General features: G+C 44.1%; 8 protein-coding genes. All 8 read right to left on the reverse strand.

The genetic code is table 11. The features are described 5' to 3' along the window. Positions 1 to 7,025, reverse strand: a 7,025-nt coding sequence (locus AC27FN_RS08930; protein ID WP_487167638.1) for a mucin-binding protein, incomplete at its 3' end; no start/stop codon positions are given. A 509-nt stretch (positions 7,026 to 7,534) separates the two neighbouring features. Beyond that, positions 7,535 to 8,884 (reverse strand): DapH/DapD/GlmU-related protein, encoded by a 1,350-nt coding sequence (locus tag AC27FN_RS08935; RefSeq protein WP_487167639.1) that lies wholly within the window; start codon positions 8,882 to 8,884, stop codon positions 7,535 to 7,537. 121 nt (positions 8,885 to 9,005) lie between these two features. Beyond that, on the reverse strand, positions 9,006 to 10,268 hold the full coding sequence (locus AC27FN_RS08940; RefSeq protein ID WP_487167640.1) for a sugar O-acetyltransferase: 1,263 nt from the start codon (positions 10,266 to 10,268) through the stop codon (positions 9,006 to 9,008). A 32-nt stretch (positions 10,269 to 10,300) separates the two neighbouring features. Beyond that, positions 10,301 to 11,782, reverse strand: a complete 1,482-nt coding sequence (locus AC27FN_RS08945) for a glycosyltransferase (protein WP_487167641.1) — start codon at positions 11,780 to 11,782, stop codon at positions 10,301 to 10,303. After that, complete coding sequence (locus AC27FN_RS08950; protein WP_487167642.1) at positions 11,783 to 13,339, reverse strand: glycosyltransferase; 1,557 nt, start codon at positions 13,337 to 13,339, stop codon at positions 11,783 to 11,785. A gap of 60 nt (positions 13,340 to 13,399) precedes the next feature. Continuing rightward, positions 13,400 to 14,926 (reverse strand): glycosyltransferase, encoded by a 1,527-nt coding sequence (locus tag AC27FN_RS08955; RefSeq protein ID WP_487167643.1) that lies wholly within the window; start codon positions 14,924 to 14,926, stop codon positions 13,400 to 13,402. A 14-nt stretch (positions 14,927 to 14,940) separates the two neighbouring features. After that, entirely contained in the window at positions 14,941 to 16,452 is a 1,512-nt protein-coding gene (locus tag AC27FN_RS08960) for a glycosyltransferase (protein ID WP_487167644.1), read from the reverse strand. 6 nt (positions 16,453 to 16,458) lie between these two features. Then, complete coding sequence (locus AC27FN_RS08965; RefSeq protein WP_487167645.1) at positions 16,459 to 17,940, reverse strand: glycosyltransferase; 1,482 nt, start codon at positions 17,938 to 17,940, stop codon at positions 16,459 to 16,461. Positions 17,941 to 17,948: the final 8 nt, after the last annotated feature.

Below are 17,948 nucleotides of genomic sequence, written 5' to 3' on the forward strand. Positions count from 1 at the left end.
TTGGAATCACCAGTGTTATTTGAACCTGAGTTACTGTTCCCAGTGTTGCTATCACCGGTGTTATTCGAGCCGGAGTTCGAGTTACCTGTATTGCTGTCACCAGTGTTGTTATCACCGGTATTATTGTTACCGGTATTGTTTGCTGTATATGTCACCGCGATAATGGCATTTTGCGTATCAGGAGTTATGGTCTCGGCATCAACCTCTGGCGTATCAGCCGTGTACCCTGTGAATGTTGGAGTTATCACGGCTGCCCAGATTGGATCCCCTGAAGCTACCCAATCCGATGTGCTAATGACTGATCCATCGTTAGGATCTGACGTAATCGTTCGAGTGAATTCCACATTCTGAACGATTGAGGCGGGTGGCGTAAAGCCACTATCCGAAACCTTATAGACAATCGTTCTCACGACTGCATTTGTCTCAGCCTTAACTGTATTCTTTAAATAATTAACGGTTAACATATTATCGGTACTACCATCAACGCCCAAACTACTAATGGCATAATTATTCTTTTTGTCGAGCGTATAACCATTCTGCTGATCAGGATTAGAAATGGTTACGGCATCGCCAAAAGTCGCAGCAATGACATCACCAAATTTAGCATGAACGGTTGGTCCGCCATTGATTGAATAGTCAAAGCCCAATCCAGCGGTAGTACCACCAGTTGCCTTTACCGTAAACGTAGTCGAAACGGCCGTATAAGTGACGATAACGTTACTGTCGGCTGGCTGAGTCGTCGTCGCGGTCAACGTAGTATCTGGAACGCTTGTCACATCCGCCGTATAGCCTACGATGCTTGGCGTTGTTACTGCCTTAGCTTGCGTTGTTGGCGTGTAAGTGGTTATCCCGTTCACGGCGTCTTGATCCGTTTGCCAGGTAATTGGTTGGACCTGTTTGGCTGGTGTATTGGCACCGGCACCAGTGTAATTAATTGTTCGGTTCGTAGTCAGCGTACCAATATTGTGCTGGTGCGCCAAACGAACCGTCATCGCACTAGTGCCAGCGGCAAAGACATAATCAATGGTCCCCGATTGCCCACTAGCCAATTGATAATTTGTTGGCACAACAACGGTATACGTTCCAGTACCATCCGTGACACCGGTTAACGTAACTGGTTCCCCAACTGCATTGTTAGCATCGTCGGCGTCCACGTAATTAACCGTGATCGTCGCTGGGTTAGCTGTATAAGTGACCATAACCTTACTATCCGTTGGCTGTGTTGTTGTCTTGATAAAGTTAGTCGCTGGAACACTACTTTTATCTACCGTATAGCCAGCGATCGTTGGCGTAGAAACTGCGTCCGCTTGCGTTGTTGGTGTATAGTTTGTCACGCCAGTAACGGCATCTTCATCGGTTTGCCAAGTGATTGGCTGTGTCTGATTTGCCGGTGTTTTATCGCCAGCACCGGTGTAGGTCACGATCCGGTTGGTCGTCATTGTGCCCATAACGTGTTGATGAATCAGATGCACAATCAACGGCGTATCGCCAACGCCAAATGTGTAAGCGATCGTCTCAGCTTGATCCTTGGCCAATTGATAATTGGCCGGCAATTTCACAGTGTATGAACCGGTACCATCTGTCACACCAGTTAATGTTTCAGGCGTGCCAACTGTCTGATTAGTGTCGTCATCCACGTAAGTCACGGTGATCGTTGCCGGGTTAGCGGTGTAGGTTACAGTTACGGTGCTGTCCGTAGGTTTGGTTGTTGTTACTGGGAAATTAGTCGCGAAAACAACTGGTTGATCAGCGGTATAACCAGCAACGTTTAGGGAAGTCACTGCTTCAGCCTGTGTTGGCGTATAGGTGATTGCGCCAGTCACAGCATCTTCATCGGTCTGCCAAGTGATCGGTTGTGTTTGCGCCGCTGGTGTCTTAGCACCGGCCCCGACATATGTGATTGTCCGGTTCGTGGTCATTGTGCCAGCAACATGCTGGTGAATCAGATGCACCGTTAGTGCCGTGTTACCGGCGTCAAACGTGTAAGCAATCGTCGGTGTCTGAGCCTTAGCCAATTCATAATTAACCGGAACGATGACTGTATATGAACCGGTCTGATCAGTAATTCCATTCAGAACTTCTGGTTGGCCGACAGTCTGACCTGCTGTGTCATCGTCAACATAAGTCACGGTGATCGTCGCCGGATTAGCCGTGTAGGTCACGGTTACAGAATTGTCCGTTGGCTTAGTCGTTGTTGGTGTATACGTTGTTGCTGAAACAGCCAGCTGATCCGGCGTATAACCGTCGACTGTTGGTGCCGTTACTGCATCAGCCTGCCTTGTTGGCGTATAGGTAATTCCGCCAGTCACAGCATCTTCATCGGTCTGCCAAGTGATCGGTTGTGTTTGCGCCGCTGGTGTCTTAGCACCGGCCCCGACATACGTGATTGTCCGGTTCGTGGTCATCGTGCCGATATTATGCTGGTGCACCAAATGAACGGTTAACGTAGTGTCGCCAATGCCAAACGTGTAGGCAACCGTCTCTAATTGACCATCAGCCAACTGATAGCTTGTTGGGACAGTAACATCGTAAGAACCAGCTTCGTCAGTAACACCATTCAACGTTGCTGGCGTCCCAAATGTCTTGCCACCGGCATCGTCATCCACGTAAGTCACGGTGATCGTTGCCGGGTTAGCCGTGTAGGTCACGGTAACGGTGCTATCCGTTGGTTTGGTTGTTGTTGCTGTAAATATTGTCGCTGGAACATTAGCTTGATCCGGCGTATAACCGGCGACTGCTGGTGTTGATACAGCGTCAGCCTGTGTTGGCGTGTAAGTGATCACGCCAGTCACGGCATCTTCGTCTGTCGCCCAAGTAATGGGTTGTGTTTGCGCTGCTGGTGTCTTAGCACCGGCCCCGACATACGTGATTGTCCGATTTGTCGTCATCGTGCCGATATTATGCTGGTGAACTAAATGAACGATTAACGTGGTGTCGCCAGCGCCAAACGTATAGGAAATCGACGATAACTGACCATCGGCCAGCCGATAGTTAGTCGGGACAGTGACATTGTAAGAACCAGCCTGGTCTGTAACACCATTCAATGTTGCCGATGTAGAAACAACCTTGCCGCTTTCCTCATCATCCACATAATTAAAGATGATCGTGGCCGGATTAGCCGTGTAAGTTACATTGATGGTGCTGTCCGCAGGCTGTGTCGTCAACGCTTCATTACTACTTACTGGAACAGTAGCCTTATCTGGTGTATAACCAGCAATCACCGGCGACTCAACCGCCGTCGTTTGAGTGATTGGCGTTGCTTGCCAAGTGTCCGCAAACAAGTCATGGCTCGTATTCCAACTAATTGTTTGTACATTATCTGTGACTGCGGCCGAACTTGGTGCGTCAACGTAATGAATCGTCTGTGTCGTCGTGGCCGTCGCCGTTACAATCTTGTGTGTGACGTGAATAACAAACGACTGAGTTGTTGTCGTATCGTCATCAAAATACGCAGGTGTCACCGTGTAATCAGTGCCATCGCTGCCAAGAATTTTGACCAGATTAAGATTATCCGCACCCGTGACGTTTTTGCTTAAAAAGTCAGCAAAATCAATGGCTGCCCCCGCGCTACCCGTTGTTGATAAAGCGGCCGTCAAAGCAGTGTTGGTCGTGTCATCTTGAATTTGAATCGTCGCATTTTGAACAGGGATGATATAGTTCAGCGTAAATTGGTTGGAACCATCTTGCATCTGTAAGTGATCAGTGGAAGCCTGATCAAGACTTGCACCAGCAGGTGTGACTGCCCAAACAGTCACGTTATCACCAAAGTGTAAATTAGGTAAAGCAGCGGTGTAGACTTGACTGGTTCCAGTCTGCACCACATTAACAGACATTGTTGCTCCTTGACCATCAATTTGGTAGTAGACAGTCTTGATCAACTGATCAGTCGTAGATGTGCCAGTGACGTTGATCGTCACATTAGCAGCTTCAACGTTACGTGTGAAAACAACATTTAAAATTTCATTTGCACTACCAAATTTTCCGGTTAGCGTTTGCCCAGACTGTAAGGTATAACCTGGTAACGTTGTTGGAATGGTCGTGGACATATCATAGGCATCATTAGTTAATCCAGACGTCGACCAACTAGAAGCCACCGTTGTCTGAATCGAATTACCATTTTCATCAACGGCGTTAAATTGATACGTTACTTTAGTCGCTGGTAAGTATTGTACTGTGACAAATGAATCAGTACTGCCAAAAGTGCCGCTTAATTGGGTCACATCCGTGGCATAGTAAGTCACCCCGCTCACAATAATGTTTTGATGACTAGATTCATTATAGGCGCTACCAACTGCACCGGTTTCCGTCCAACTACCATCCATACTTGCCCCGGTGTTGGCATTTACAGGATTAAAAGTTACGGTTGAAGCTTGAATTAATTTAACCGTATAACTGTATGGATTACTTGGATCGCGATAGGTCGTTACGATCGTTGGCGCACTTTGTTGTGGCGTGGTTGCATTTGTTGCATATATCCATCCAGCAGGTGGAACTGGTAAAAGATCCTTCCCTAATAGATAAGTCGTATTAACTGCTTGACCTAAGCCCGGATCGTTCACGGCCGCGATATCCACGGGCACCTTAGTAGCCAAACGACTAATAGCATCGTTAACGATTGAATTTCCATTGGCATCGACACCCTGGAACTTCACTTGAACAATCGAATATTTTGTTTCATCGACTCCAGATAAATAGATATCGTAATATAGCTGTTTCGTTGCACCACCGAAAGATGCATAATTGGTTGCCGCAGTATAGGTCGTCTGCTGAGCAACATCTTTATTACTCGTGGAATCGGTCATAACAGCGTTGAGGACCGCTTGACCGCCTTTGGCTTCCAACATCCACTGATCAAAATCGGCTTGACTCGTCAGTAATTTACCATTTTCACTATCGGTGGCCGCTTGTGTACGCAAAGCGACAAGTTGGGCAATTTGATAATCGGCGTACTTTTGGGCCAATTCTGTAATTGTCAATCCAGAACTGGTATTAAAGGTTGGTGCAGCGGCTGAAATTAGTGCTTCATATGCAGCTTTATTATCACCGCTATCACCTTGCTCGATAATATTGAGATCTTTATTACGTTGTACTGAATACGCTCCAGCGATCGCGTAAACAATTGCCTGCCTCAACTGTGTATAAATATCGCCAAACAATCCATACTGAATTCGAACACCATACTGCATAACCGTATCTTTAGTGGCTGCAACCCCATTTGTTTCTACACCTAATGTCGTCTGTTCCTCTGTTGTGCCAAGGTAAATCGGTTGCTGTGTTTTTGCGTCATAGCCCACAATATAATGCAGAAAACCGTCACTTAGCGTTGAGCTAGCATAAGCAAACATTAGCTGGAATGTCGATAGTGGGTCCTTGCCGCCTAAGTATGCAGCAACGTTAACGTCCATTTCAGGCATCCCAGAAACTAATTCTGAAATAGTTGCCGGCATGCCTAAACCATTAGAAACAGCGTTCAGGTTGTTCGCAATTGCAGCGTAGACATCTGCCGCACTCGCATTTTGCGTAGGGACCAACCCTAAAGTATTCATTGAACCTAATTGTTCAAAAGCATGTGCGGTCGTATTAAAAGTTGCCTCATCGGCGATTAGACCAACGTAGAGCGACAAAGTATTATTGATTGGGTCATTAATTTGTGCTATCGAAAAAAAGTTATCATAGTCAGCTGTATCGGTATTACTAGTCAAAAAGGTATACGAATTATCTGAAGCCTTATATCCGACATAGGTGTACGTTTTCCCAGCTCGTGGAACGACAGGAATTCCATTAGGAGCGAGCGTACTATTCGAAGCGAGCCCTGTACTTAAACTATTACCCAAGAAAAGTGTCACCAACGACGCAAGATTGGGCGCAGTTAACCCAGCCTGCGCCTGCGTGCCCTCTTTCCAAAAACTATTTGCCAAGTCATCATAATAAGTCGTATCAGTAGATTCATTTGGCGTTGGAATATTTGCAGTTAACGCTTTTGTAAAAGCATAAATTCCGTTATACATTTGAGCCATCGTATAACGATATCCAGCGATGTAGTCAACCTTATTTGTCGCACCACTGAGCTTAAAATTCCCGGCAACAGATAATCCCGCATAATAGCTATTAATATTGTCAGTGCCAGCATTCGCCGGTGTAAGCCACTGACTCAAAGCATAGAAAACCATCGGACTTAATAGGCTTGCATCTTTCGTGGCTGCCGACATGCCTGCTTGAAAGTCCGTCGAATTGGCCGCCACATACTCGGCCCCGGTTACGGCTGTTGGATCAATTACATTACCATTCAAGCTTACCGCAGCATCCGTTAAATTAATGACCGCATTAGTATCAAGGCCATTTTTAGCCAGCAAATCTTTAACCGCTGTTAGCTGATCATCTGATGAGCCGGACACTGTTACTACGCCATCAGCTAACGTGGCTGAATATCCTGACGGCAAAGCTGTCGTTAGCGCTTTAAAGCGATTATTAAAGCTAGCCCCTGTATTACTAATTGTGTCCGTTTCACTAGTTTGAGCATTTGACGTTTCACTAGACGCTAAAGAGGCTGCTTCAAGAGATCCAGCGGCGCTTGTGGAGGTTGGCAATGAAGTAGTTTTCTTATCATTAATACTGTCCAGCGCTACATTTGAATTGTCCTTTGCCAAACTGACAGAGACAGATTGGGTGGACGCTTTGGTCACGGGTTGGGTTGAATCATTATTGACAGCTGCAGCCGACGAATCTACATTCACTGCAGAACTCGCCACCTCAGCTGAAGCTGACGTCGCTTGACTCAAAACTGATGATGACGCTTGGTTGTTGCTTATTTTAGTGACATCTGATTCGCCAATTATTGTCGTGGGATTGGCTGGCGACTCGGTATCAGCCTTAGCTAAAGTCGGCTGCAATGCCACCAATCCAAACGTCAACATTGTAATGCCCGAATAAAGCCACAATTTACCAGCCTTGTACATTTTAAAATGCGTATTTCGATCCATTAGTGCTCGCTGCAAGCGGCGATTTTTACCCGCAAAGTTCTTCATACTTGTCCCCTCCAGATTGTCATTATGCTTCCTACTCTCTATTCAGCGCATAACATTGTATCTCATTAAGACTTACACAATTTATTAGCTACGCTACTTCAACAATTGTTTTATAGGCAACCACAATTTCAAAATCATTGCCTGGGCAATTGTAAACGCGCTTAACCATATTTAAAAATAAAACGCTAAAATAATTTCACACGTTAATATTAACACCGGTTGTCTGTTTTTTTAAGTATTGTTATTAAACTTGTGCAAAATATTTTTTCGATTATATTATTCATCAGATAACCAAAACAAATAAGTTGCCATCCCACCGCAATCAATCTCGTCAGGGGGCAACTTATATCCATCAAATTTATAGCCCTATTAGTTGTCACGAACTTTCAACATTATCAAATGCTGTAAAGGATTGGCCTGTTTTTAAACACTCAGTAAGTATCGCCACTACAGATAAGCAATTTAACCAATGGTAAGCCGATAAAAATTTTTCACCGATAATCGACATATTACTCATCATGCCATTCTCGAGCTTCGCGGTCTTCATCAAAATCTGTAAGATCTATCTCACGAATCACGCGCGCTGGATTGCCGGCAATCACGACATTATCACCAAAGGACTTGGTTACAACTGAGCCAGCACCAACGATCACGTTATCGCCTAATGTCACACCACCAAGAATAATCGCACCGGCACCGGCCCAAAAGTTGTTACCGATTTTAATGTTTTTTCCGCGAAAAACATTGTTGATGTGTCGTGAAATTGGGTTGCGCGGATGATCTGGTGTCACTAATTGCACATAAGGCCCCAACATACAGTTATCGCCGATTTCGATCCACCCGTTGCCAACCAAGCTACAGCCCACATTGGCATAGAATTGATCACCAACACGTACTTTTGAACCCAGTTGTAAATAGTAGGGCGGATAAATCGAAATTGCATCTCCAACACTCGCCACATTGTTTACGAATAACCTAACCGCCTCATCGTGGCTCTGCGCACCATTTACATAAATTGTTCCTTGGTTTTGTTGCTGATATTGTGGATCGCCCCAGTCTACATGATGCCAGCGTCCTAACAGATCCAACTCAGCTTCAGTCTTTGGCTGCTTTATTGGCGGAAGTAAGCTCGCCAATTGTTTTGGTAACTTATCACGATTATCGCCATGCAGAATATTGGTAAACACTGATACATGAGACAAATCATTTAAACCAACAGTCACCTCATCAGTCATGGTTAAGATGGTCGCTAGCTGATCATTCTCAACAACCATGTCCTTTAAAACGGCGATTAATAATTCATCCCAGCTTTTCACCCGCACAGCCTTGGCCTCTCCGTGTCGGTACCAGTCGATATAATCATCCATGACATCCAGCACAATATGCTCACGGCCTGCCAAATATTGAGAATGCACGATGCGTCCGTCTGCTTGATGGAACTGATGTAAACTGACAAAGCTGCGCTCGTCAATTGCAAAAGTTTCATAATTGCCGTTTTCTTGGTACAAAGTTACATTGATAGGAACGGCTTTTCTAATGCGTACGGTCGCCACTTTACGGTCTTCATTAAAATAATCCTGAAATGCTTGGTTTTCCTGTTTAGTAAGAGTCAATGACGATAAATTTGGAATCAATGCTTCAAGAATTGTAGAGAATGATTCCGGCTTAATTGCTAAACCACTTAAATAGTCATACTCGTTAATACATTCAGCTGACGTCAGGTTATTAGTCGTCAGTAAGGTCGAAAATTTCGCCGTAAATTGTGTTAATAAAATTTTTGCCGACTGTCCATTTTTATTAAGCAGCTTAACTAAGCGGACCGCTTGGAAATCAGGTTGTTTTGCAACAATAAATATCATTTTCCACACCCAAATATAATTAATTTTCAAACACTGCATTCTACATAAATCATTTGTCAAGGAATCAAAAGAAACCGACCACTGATCAAATGCCCGGTCTTCCACCCAAATACAACCTTACTTACCGAATAGTTTTAATTATTCTAGCTGGATTCCCAGCAACTAGTACCTGATCGGGAATTGTTCCGCTGACGACACTGCCCGCACTGATGACAGCATTATTGCCGATTGTCGTTCCTGGTAAGATTGTGACCGAACCGCCAATCCAGACATTATCACCAATAGTAATGGGTTTTGCATAACTGTAGCCCTCAAATAAACGACTCTCGGCATTTAATGGATGATTAGAGGTGTAAAAGCTTACATTCGGCCCAACTAGACAATGATTGCCAAATGTAATCTTAGCCCCACCAATAAAAGTAATGTTGTGATTGGCCCAAAAATGATTACCTAAATGAACATCTTCGGGAAAATCAAAGAAGACGTTACCAGCAAAGTATACGTCCGGACCTGTCTTACCAAATGTCTGTTGAAATAATTTAAGGCGTTTCTGCGCATCAGTTTCTTGGTTAATTGACTGTTGACGCTGGCGCATCTCATTTCCATAAAGAGGTTCGGTCAACAGACGATGGCCGGCATGCTGTTGTTCTCGAATTGTGTTCACTTTTTGTCGCAGACTGGCCACTTCGTGCTCGCTGGCAAGAACCGCGTCTCCTTTATCAACCTCACCAATTAATGAGAAGAGTTTTTGATACGGTTCTGCTAGCAAACGATTCCAAGCTACAACAAGCGACGTAAAGTTCGTGTAAGTTCCCTTCAACCAACCATCAAGAACCTCTATTTTGAATGGTGTTTCGCCCTCATGTCGTTCAAAGTCAAAATATTCGCGAATAATAATGTCACCATTGGCATTCAAATAGTCCTTTCTAGCAACCCAATTGTTATCTGCAAATTTAAATCGTTTGAACTCGTGACCATCTGGCAGGTAATAATGACGTAAATCTTCCCCGCCATCAACACGAAATTCAGATAGTTCTTGAACTGTTTGTCGACTAGTATCAAAGAACTTACCAGAAATTAACGACTGCCCGTCAACATTAAACAAGCGAAAGCCAAGTTCCTCAGTCTCAATTCTTTGATGAAACTGAGCGGCGATTTTTTCGGCATTTAAGTCCCCATCAGCAGCAAAGATATCCATGTTGCCCATTTCCCCATACAAATAACGCAGCTGCACCGGTAATAACCCACTGCCAGAAAATCGTTGACCATCGTTGATGTTATAGTGTTGTAATATCAGGTCTGTTTGCTCCGTTGATAGTACAAAGGTCCCTTTAATCGCATCATCATTGAACGTTCGCGTAATAATTGACTGCTTTGTCGACATGTTGTTGACCACCTCTTTAAAATCGCCTCAAACTACTTTAATAACTCAGCCCATTCAGGTACAGCAATTTGTTGATTGATACGTTCAATCTTGCTTCGTGCCGCTACACCCATTTTTTGACGAAGCGCATCATTTTGTAAAATATCAATCGTAGTCTGGGCTAATTGTTTCGAATCACCAGTTGCGACGAGCCGTCCCTCTACGCCATCCTCAATGAGAGTCGACACACCATAGTTAATCTCATAGGCAATTACAGGCACCCCAGCCGCCATTATCTCAGCCATCGCTGTTGGATACACTTCGTAATGGCTGGTTAACAAGAACAAATCCGCATTTCTTGTAATTTCTTCAATCTTAGTTGCACCGTTTTTAAAAGTGACGGCTTCGCTAAGTCCACTAGTGTTAACCAATGTTTGCAACTGTGAAAAAAGCTGGTGGTCCACAACTGTTCCATAAATTGTGAGCGTGGCGGTCGGTAGCTCACGATAGACGCGCCGAAATGCTTTAATGCCATCTTCTAGGCGATTCACCGGTGTAATCGCTGCGTTCATGATGAGCCGCTGGCCCTGTAACTTTGCAGACGGCTCTGGTATCGGCATAATCGGCGTAACAGCTTTGACGGTTAGTTCTGGCCAACGGTCAGCTATATCAGCAGCTTGTTGCGCAGTGGCAGCAACTAGCGGCATATCTGCAGGTATTACAGCAAGCAGTTGTTGAAAAGCTTGTGTAGGTTGGCCTGACTGTAATCGCCGATAATCGTTAGTCTGCATTTGATCCAGCATCATGAATTTTTCTGCCGGTGTGTGCATGTCTGCTAAGGCGCTGAGTTGAACAACTGAATTAGCAATAAAGCGATGGTGTCCACGCTGATTTAGAGTGTCAAAAAAATAAGCAACTAATTGATGAAATTGTTGGAATACCTGCCATTGACCGTCTCGATTTTGTAGCCGAATTAATGCGATCTCAATTTGCTCACCTTCACGATGGTAACCAAAAGTCAGTCGCACTGCGCCATCCGTATCAAAAAATTGTTCCAGTGCGACACCCCCGTCTTGTCCGTACGTCACTTCTAGACTTTTAAAACCACGGCTATCGTAGTAGATGCTTCGCACAAGTCGATCATGCTGATCAAAGTAAGCGATTTGGTCAATCTGATCAGCCTCGTCAGCAATTCCAGCAGAAAGCAACGTTACCCGCGCCACCACTCGCTGGTGTTCATTAGCGAAACTGATCACATTGCCATTACCGGGTTGTTTAGATAAGTTGTCAAATTGCAAATCATCCAGCCGTGCTTTGGGTCCAATGTATTTCCCAACACGTTGGCAATAATCAAATAAATTCAATGATTTCAAGCCAGCCAATACTGCACGTCGTTTAAATCCCAATCGATCATATTGTAACGTAACGAGCCGATCATCTTGCTGCTGGCCTGATTGAAGTTGCCATCGCTCAATTTGTGCTTGATCTAGCTCAGATGGAGTTTCACTTAACTGATCAATTAAAAATTCATTCATTTATTTCTCCTCCTCGCTTACGATGCCAGCATCTTTCCAAAGCTGCCAAATATTAGATTCGGAAAAACGATCCGCAAGTTCATAGGCATGCTTGGACATCTCTGCAAGTTGAGCCTGATTTTCTAGAAGTTGTCGCATGCGCTGAGCAAGTTGATCAACATTGCTATTTTCAACTAAATAACCGTTCTGCCCATCGACAATAACGTCGGCACTACCGTAATTACAATCGTAGGCTAATAGGGGGACACCGTGCGCTTGCGCTTCAACCAACGCCATATTTAACCCTTCATAGCGACTGGAGAGAGCAAACAATTGTGCCTCATTGTAAACGTTATCAATATCATTCGTATACGAAACGAATTTAACCGCTGTCGTTAGTCCAGCCGCTGCAACTTGTTGTTGTAACTGCTGGTATAATTCATTGTCATTGACGTACCCATGAATAGACAAAGTTGCTTCAGGGATCGATTGATGTGTGATAGTGAACGCACTGATTAAATCCTCTAGCCGTTTTTGTTCATGAATACGAGCCACACAAATAACATGATAGGAACGACGCTGGGCGAAGTCTTGTTGAGGAGCTTGTAAAATTTCATTGCTCACCGTTGGCGCCGGAATACGCCAGACTGGTAAGTCCGCTTCATCAATCCCCTGTTCCTTAATTCGCGCAGTCATGTCATCACGCTCGCGCTGCGAAGGCACAATTAAGCCATCGAATGCGTCGGCAAATTTCATCTCCATGGCAAATGTGTCATATACCTGACCCGTAGCTGGATGATCATAGTCTGGGGTATAAATATTGTGCCAATAAACATAATGTTTTGCTGGTTGCTTCATTAATCGCATTGGAGTATCCATTGCGTAAGCCCGATCAGAGATAAACGTCGCTGGATTTTGATCTTGACTGGCAAGCCGGTCCAGTACATACGCGATCACTTCATCACTATTATCATAAATGTGCTCACCTTCATCAGTTAAGAGGATCCATAGTGTATCTTCAATATTGCCTGTTTGCGGATTTCGCTGATAAAAGGAGGTGACCACCGGTCGGCCATCCATACGATAATTGACTTCCTTAGCGACGCCACCATCTTGACCATAAAAATCGGTCATACTTTTAAAGCCCCGTGGGTCGTAGTAGTCAGCCTGAACTAAGTTTCCCACCTGATCAAAATATTCAACGCGATCAACCAAATCAGTCCGTGCAATTTGTTGATTAAAACCATGGACGACGAATAACCGTCGTTGTCCTTCCATCACAATAATTGCCCCGTCCTGTTCAACGATTATCAGTCGATCATCATCTGGAATCACAGCTTGAATGGTCACAGACTCAGCTGGTGCCTGGTCTGCTTGTTGTAAAAAGTCAAAACAGTTAATCACTTCATCGGTTGTTAGACCATTGGCAGCTAAGTCTCTTGCCATAAATCGGTTGTAACGACGAACAATTATTTTAGCTGCGACCCCATGCGATTGAAATAAGCGTAAGCGTTTGATCTCAGCATGTTCGATTCCAGAAAGTTGTGAAGCAAATGTGTCGGTTAGAAAATAGTACATTTTGCACCATCCCTCAAAAAGGCTTAAGTGGTTATCAGCAAATTAATTAGCTTTTACATGTTATTGAATTTCGTGATCGCGCTCATGATTATCAATGACATTGGATTGCCATTCTTGCCAAATGTTGTCTTCACTGAAGCGACTGGCGCTTCGATAAGCACGCTCACTCCATTGATTCAACTGTGCTTCATCGGCTAGCAAGTCTATCAACGCCGCCGCCATGCCATCAATATCGAAGTTAGCAACTAAATGACCATTAAGACCGTCTTGAACCACCTCTGCTGGGCCATAATTACAATCGTAAGCCGCTAAGGGAACGCCATGAGAAAGTCCTTCAACTAATGTCATCGGCAAACCTTCATATCGGCTTGTTAGTGCAACTGCCTGCGCTGAATCGTACACATCGCTTAGACTTGGCAAGTAATCCTCAAAGGACACAACGTCAGTTAACCCTAAATCGACCACCTGTTGATGTAATCTCTGATTTAGCGCTTCATCATTTACATAACCGCGAATTTCAAGTGTTGTAAAAGGTAATTGTTGATGCACTTTTGCAAAAGCGCTAATCAAATCTTCAAGCCCCTTTTGTGGGTGAATACGTGCGACACACAAAATTTTGCCCCGCTTACGGTTCCCCATTGGAATAACCGGCTGTGGCGAAACATAAACTTGTCGGGCTGTAACAACCTCCATAGCTGGCATCCTTGCGGTGAGGTCCTCTCGCTGACGATTTGTCGGGACGATTAATGCATTGAGCCGGTTGGACTGATCGGCTTCATTTTTAAAAACTGATCCTAATGGACTAGTTAACGGATTATTCGGATCCTCGACTTGAATGTTATGCACATAATCAAACCGACGCGCTTGCGTTTTCATATTTAGTAAGGCCGGATCAACAATCTCTGTCCGATCGCCAATGAATGTGTTCAGCCCAACATTTTGTTCATTTAACGTGTCATAAAAAAAGGTATTTAATTCATCTAAGTCGCCAAAGAAATACTGCTGACCTTGATACGTGAGACGCCAAGTACCGTGTAGTGGTTCATCTGTAGACGTATAATTTACCGATAATACCGTTGTACCAGTGGTGTTCAAGTAGTCTGTTTGCGCGATGCCATCCCGCTGGCTATACCAATCAATCGAACTTAAGAAGCCCCGTACATCGTATAAATCTCTTTCAACTACATGTCCGTAACAATCATAAATGATGACTTGTTCTACTTGATCCTTTTCATACATCGTTTGATCCGTAAAGACATGAATTTCTACGCGTAACTTGCCCTGATCTTGATAAAGATATCGCCAGCCATCAACAAACGACCGGGTTAAACCTGGAAAATGCAGATCATCAACATGCGTAATCGTGCCAGTATATGTCTCAACGCCTTGGAAAAAGTCGAATAAGTTCACTACATCAGCGTCTGTAAGCCCCATTCGGCGTATATTTAAATGAAGATAGCGATTGTAATCGCGCGTCGCAATTTTAGCGGCAATCTGATGGTCCTTAAATAGCCGAAGACGCGTCCTTTGCGCGACTTCAATCCCTGAAAGATTCCAATCTAACATTTGCGTTAAAAAGTAATACATTTCATCCCTCTTTTCTAATCAACAACTCCAGCCGCAGTGTAAGCATGCCAAATGGATTCAGCGTCGTATTGCTGTGCGCGTTGCCTTGCCAAATGACTCATCACAATCAAGCGATCCGAATCAGTCAGTAACTGGCTCGTCTGTTTGGCAAACTCGTTGACGTTATTTATCGGCGTTAATAGACCACTATTTTCAGGGTCAATAAAATCACGGGGACCATAATTCAGGTCGTAAGCTACTGTTGGTACACCAAAACTGGCTGCTTCAACCATTCCCCGGTTAAAGCCCTCGTATGCACTGGTTAATAGGTAGAGTTGCGTTGATTCAAACATGTCTTGCTTTTTATCAGTAAACGAGCGAAATGTGACCGCCCGTTGCAAGCGTAAACGACGCACACTGTCATCCAATTCACGCTGGACATTACGATCAGAAATATCACCAAAGATATCTAAATGGGCCTGCGGATGTTCACGAACAATTTGCGCAAACGCCGCGATCATTTGATCCAATTGCTTTTGCGCATCGATTCGTGTCGCAGCAACTAACCTCATTGGCCGATTAGAAATACTTGCCACCTCGGCCGGTAGATTCTCTAACACGATTGATGGAACCACGTCAACCTTGGCATCATCAGGCAATACTTTTGCCAATGCAGCCGCTTCAGTTGTGGTTGGCGTCAGCCACCCGGCTATTTTGGCCTGATGGTCAATCTGATTTTGCAGCGTTTGATAAACGTCCGTCGGTTGTTGCTGTAAATAGTTCGGACTAAACACATTGTGCCAATAACAATAAACAGTTGCTGACGTCTTCATCTGAAACAAGCCATCATCAATTAAGTTCGGTCGGTCATCGATGAAACGATTGCCATCATCCAGCAAATTCAATCGGTCTAAAAAGTAAGCAAACATCGCTGGCTCGTCATCAAATAAGTGGCGCCCATCTTGATCGTTAACTTGGAATCCGGTTGCTTCGATATTGCCATTTGGCAGTGCTTGATAGACAGACGCAATTCGCTCATAACCTTTAGGATCATACATAATTTCGTGGGCGACTCCGCCATCACGTCCATAAAGATCACTCATGCTCTTAAAACCGCGTACGTCATAATAATCTGCTTGGGCTAATTGCCCGTCGCGTTTAAAATAACGCACGGTATCAATTTGATCCCGCTGATAATCATTATCTTCTGGAAACAAAATCACTTCGACAGCAATTCGGCCGGCTTGGAAAAAAGTATAATTATTTCCCTCATGAATAGGGCCATCTAGCTGGCTTAACTTTAAATCTTTAATCTTAATGGGTTTTACATTGATTGACGTAGCCTGCTGAAAAAAATCATACATATCAACCAAATCACCATCTTGTAGGCCAGATCGTTTCGCATTCAGATGTAAAAACCGATTGTATCGTCGAACGATAATCTTGCTCAGCTGATGATGCCGGTTGAATAAACGGAGCCGTTCCACCTGCGCCTGTTCAATCCCGCTCAAATTATAATCAAGCATATTTGTTAAAAAGTAATTCATAATCACCTAGTCCTCCTGTAGTGATTGAACGCCATTTTGAAGCAAATTCTGCCATCGCTGCCAAACCATTTCACTGTTAAAACGCGTGATATTTTGCGCGGCACGTTCACTAAATTGCGTCCATTGCTCATCATCTGTCAATAGGCTAGTAATGCCATTGACCATCTGATTAATGTTGCCACTCTCACTAATGAAACCATCTTCACCAGCTTGAATGATATCTTTGGGACCGTAATGAACATCATAGGCAGCCACCGGCGTCCCTTGCGTCATGCTTTCAATGATGGATAAATTAAATGCTTCATATCGGCTGGTTAAAACTAATAAACGGACACGCTGATAGACGCGAGTCAAATCAAGCGTAAAACCTTTAAATGAAACAACCGCTTTTAGTCCCAAACGCGTAATTTGATCTTGCAATTCCCCAAAGTATTCATCGTCTGTGACGTAACCCCAAATTTCTGCACGTAAATCCGGTAATTTGGCATGCAATTGGCCAACGATTTGAATAAAATCTTCAATTCTCTTTTCGCGACTCACACGTGACACATAAATCACCGTTTGCTCTCGCTGCTTGACTGACTTTAATTGCTCAACGGAGATTGGTTTATTCACGAAACCTATCGGGATCGAAATGGCTGGTTTACCCGTTCTAACTTGAACATCCTGTGCTTGTCGGGGAGTTCCTGTGATAAAGCCCTTGAATCGATCCGCATGTTGCATTTCGAAAGCCATCGAGTTATTTAAACGTGATGTCAACGGTTGATTTCGATCATAAGTGTGAGCGGAATGCAGCATGATATAAACAATTACCTGATGTTTCATTTGAAACAAAGCTGCATTGGTGGTTTCTGCACGATCGGAAAAGAATCTCGTATTCGGCGTTTCAACTAATTCATCAAAGAAAAAGCGCTTTAATTCAATAAAATTTTCAAAATTATATTGCCGTCGTTGATAATTCAATAGATATGAACCAGACCGCCGCCAATGGATGATTGCTGGCTTCTGTGTTCGATAATTCCAATAAATCACCCAATTTTCATGACCTTCCTGATCGAAGAAATGGCTGCTTGATCTAAATCCCCGAACATCATACCAATCTTGGCGAAGTGGGCGTCCGGTGGTTGGATCAGACCAATTGACGCTGCTGACCTGTTGGCTAACAAAGGGATAATTAAAGCCATCATCTCGATTCTGAAAGAGCTGAACATTCGGATTACCGGTTAATCGGCCAAGTCGCGCAGCTGTAACCGCCGTTTCAATTGGGACTAAACCAACAGTGGCTTCTTGAAAATAATCAAATAAGTTAATGGTCTGCCGATCAGTCAAACTATTATGCATTAAATTCAAATGTCCGTAAGCACTATATTCAACAGTAACAATCTTAGCCGCTTCATTATGCTGGTGAAAAAGATTGAGACGCTGCTTTTGTGCAATTTCGATACCAGATAGTTGATAGTATAGTTGGTTCGTAACAAAGTAATTCATACCTGATC

The sequence above is a fragment of the Furfurilactobacillus sp. W61-4 genome (genome assembly GCF_057545565.1).

Bases quoted from the DNA above. Each gene is read 5' to 3' on its own strand.
- AC27FN_RS08935 (WP_487167639.1), bottom strand. From the start codon at position 8,884: ATGATATTTATTGTTGCAAAACAACCTGATTTCCAAGCGGTCCGCTTA.
- AC27FN_RS08940 (WP_487167640.1), bottom strand. From the start codon at position 10,268: ATGTCGACAAAGCAGTCAATTATTACGCGAACGTTCAATGATGATGCG.
- AC27FN_RS08945 (WP_487167641.1), bottom strand. From the start codon at position 11,782: ATGAATGAATTTTTAATTGATCAGTTAAGTGAAACTCCATCTGAGCTA.
- AC27FN_RS08950 (WP_487167642.1), bottom strand. From the start codon at position 13,339: ATGTACTATTTTCTAACCGACACATTTGCTTCACAACTTTCTGGAATC.
- AC27FN_RS08955 (WP_487167643.1), bottom strand. From the start codon at position 14,926: ATGTATTACTTTTTAACGCAAATGTTAGATTGGAATCTTTCAGGGATT.
- AC27FN_RS08960 (WP_487167644.1), bottom strand. From the start codon at position 16,452: ATGAATTACTTTTTAACAAATATGCTTGATTATAATTTGAGCGGGATT.
- AC27FN_RS08965 (WP_487167645.1), bottom strand. From the start codon at position 17,940: ATGAATTACTTTGTTACGAACCAACTATACTATCAACTATCTGGTATC.